Genomic DNA, 2,500 nt, shown 5'->3' with positions numbered 1-2,500 from the left:
ATACTAATTTTAGTCTATTATCTTTACTAAATAAAAAAGATACCTCATATATAAGGTATCTTTTTTACATTTCAATTATATAAATCATACTGTTTAACAGTCACTATTCTTCACCTTATTACCTTTTAATAGACTACATAACTTTTGCTTATCCGCCCATCCTACTCCAATTAAAACTAAACTCGCTCCCATTATTACTCTCCATGTCAGAGATTCATTTAATAGAATAATTGAAGTAACAATACTTATTAACGGTAATGCATTTAAATATAATCCGCTTACTGATGCTGAAACTCCCTCTAGCGCTTTATTCCAAAACCAATACGCTAAAATTGTTGCTCCAATAACAAGGTATATTACACTAAGTCCCGTTTTCCAAGTTTCAATCTTCGGTAAACCGTAATAAAGAATTTCTACCAGTGCAAATGGTAATAGAATAACAGCTCCAATAATTAAAGTTAATGTTGTAAAAACCTCGTTTGATAAATACTGTTCTTGTTTTGGTCGTTTTAGCAAAACCGTGTAGAAAGCAAATAGAAAAGTACTTAATAATATCAGTATATCTCCTATTAAAGACACTTCTTGATCAGCACTTTTAGATGGAATCGTAATAAAGAGTACTCCTATAGCACCCAATATAATTCCTATCCAATAATTCAATCGAATTTTCTCTTTCAAGAAGATTGCCGAAAAAAGAATTGTAACTAATGGTAATGCAGCATCTATGATACTAACATGTAATCCACTTGTTAAAGAAATACCGTACGATGTGAACATAAAATACCCAGCTACACCGGTAAAAGCTAACAAACTCATTCTTTTCCATGGAACTTTTTTATGTACAACTGATTTTTGTAGTTGCTTAAATGAAAATAGCATACAAATTCCACCTGCAAAGAAAAGACGAATAAACAACAAAGTAAACGGCTGGATAGATTCTAAAGCCCATTTTGTTGGCGCAATAGCTGTCCCCCATAATATAACAGCCACTAATAACATGCATATTTCTTTCATAATCCCCCACACCCATCAAAAATATATGTTAACTACCTTAATTATAGATTTTTTCTTATGTAAAATCCTTTAAAAATACAAAAGGCTATGTAAAAAGAGTTAGAGTGCTACTTTTTACATAACCTTTTTATATAAGATCATAAACATTCTTTTTACATCTCGACTACATTCTTAAAAAAAGGTAATTCTTACCTATTTATTTTAAATAATAAAAATAAACACAAAAAAACCTAAGTCGAAACGACTTAGGTTTTTGCTTGGCGACGTCCTACTCTCACAGGGACAAGGTCCCAACTACCATCGGCGCTAGAGAGCTTAACTTCCGTGTTCGGTATGGGAACGGGTGTGACCTCTCTGCCATCATCACCAAACTATGAAGGCATATTCCTTCAAAACTAGATAACATTGCTACATATTATATGGTTAAGTCCTCGATCTATTAGTATTCGTCAGCTCCACATGTCACCATGCTTCCACCTCGAACCTATCAACCTGATCATCTTTCAGGGATCTTACTAGCTTACGCTATGGGAAATCTCATCTTGAGGGGGGCTTCATGCTTAGATGCTTTCAGCACTTATCCCTTCCGCACATAGCTACCCAGCTATGCCCTTGGCAGAACAACTGGTACACCAGCGGTGCGTCCATCCCGGTCCTCTCGTACTAAGGACAGCTCCTCTCAAATTTCCTACGCCCACGACGGATAGGGACCGAACTGTCTCACGACGTTCTGAACCCAGCTCGCGTACCGCTTTAATGGGCGAACAGCCCAACCCTTGGGACCGACTACAGCCCCAGGATGCGATGAGCCGACATCGAGGTGCCAAACCTCCCCGTCGATGTGGACTCTTGGGGGAGATAAGCCTGTTATCCCCGGGGTAGCTTTTATCCGTTGAGCGATGGCCCTTCCATGCGGAACCACCGGATCACTAAGCCCGACTTTCGTCCCTGCTCGACTTGTAGGTCTCGCAGTCAAGCTCCCTTATGCCTTTGCACTCTACGAATGATTTCCAACCATTCTGAGGGAACCTTTGGGCGCCTCCGTTACACTTTAGGAGGCGACCGCCCCAGTCAAACTGCCCACCTGACACTGTCTCCCGGGTCGATAAGACCCGTAGGTTAGAATTTCAATACAGTCAGGGCGGTATCCCACCAGCGCCTCCACCGAAGCTAGCGCTCCGGTTTCAATGGCTCCCGCCTATCCTGTACAAACTGTACCAAAATTCAATATCAGGCTACAGTAAAGCTCCACGGGGTCTTTCCGTCCTGTCGCGGGTAACCTGCATCTTCACAGGTACTATAATTTCACCGAGTCTCTGGTTGAGACAGTGCCCAAATCGTTACACCTTTCGTGCGGGTCGGAACTTACCCGACAAGGAATTTCGCTACCTTAGGACCGTTATAGTTACGGCCGCCGTTTACTGGGGCTTCAGTTCAGAGCTTCGCTTACGCTAACCCCTCTCCTTAACCTTCCAGCACCGGGCAG

2 protein-coding genes and 2 rRNA genes (2 of these 4 only partly in view) are annotated in these 2,500 nt (G+C 41.2%); 1 reads left to right on the top strand and 3 read right to left on the bottom strand.

Features of this window, described 5'->3' with window-relative positions; genetic code table 11:
- Positions 1 to 7, top strand: the 3' end of a protein-coding gene (locus tag ACUXVC_RS01655; RefSeq protein ID WP_000460203.1) for a sulfotransferase family 2 domain-containing protein. 785 nt of this gene lie to the left of the window's left edge; the window shows 7 of its 792 coding nt (coding positions 786-792); its start codon lies off the left edge, out of view; it ends in the stop codon at positions 5 to 7.
- Between the two features lie 86 nt (positions 8 to 93).
- Here the strand turns inward: ACUXVC_RS01655 and ACUXVC_RS01650 are convergent, their stop codons facing one another.
- From ACUXVC_RS01650 to ACUXVC_RS01640, 3 genes are all read right to left on the bottom strand, one after another.
- Positions 94 to 1,014 (bottom strand): DMT family transporter, encoded by a 921-nt coding sequence (locus ACUXVC_RS01650; protein ID WP_144465895.1) that lies wholly within the window; start codon positions 1,012 to 1,014, stop codon positions 94 to 96.
- 255 nt (positions 1,015 to 1,269) lie between these two features.
- Positions 1,270 to 1,385 (bottom strand): 5S ribosomal RNA (gene rrf / locus ACUXVC_RS01645).
- A gap of 48 nt (positions 1,386 to 1,433) precedes the next feature.
- A 23S ribosomal RNA gene (locus tag ACUXVC_RS01640) occupies positions 1,434 to 2,500 on the bottom strand (it continues 1,855 nt past the right edge of the window).

It is taken from the genome of Bacillus sp. N6, from assembly GCF_052805735.1.
Note: the sequence above shows the minus strand (reverse complement) of the source record. Positions and strands in the feature narration are given on the sequence as shown.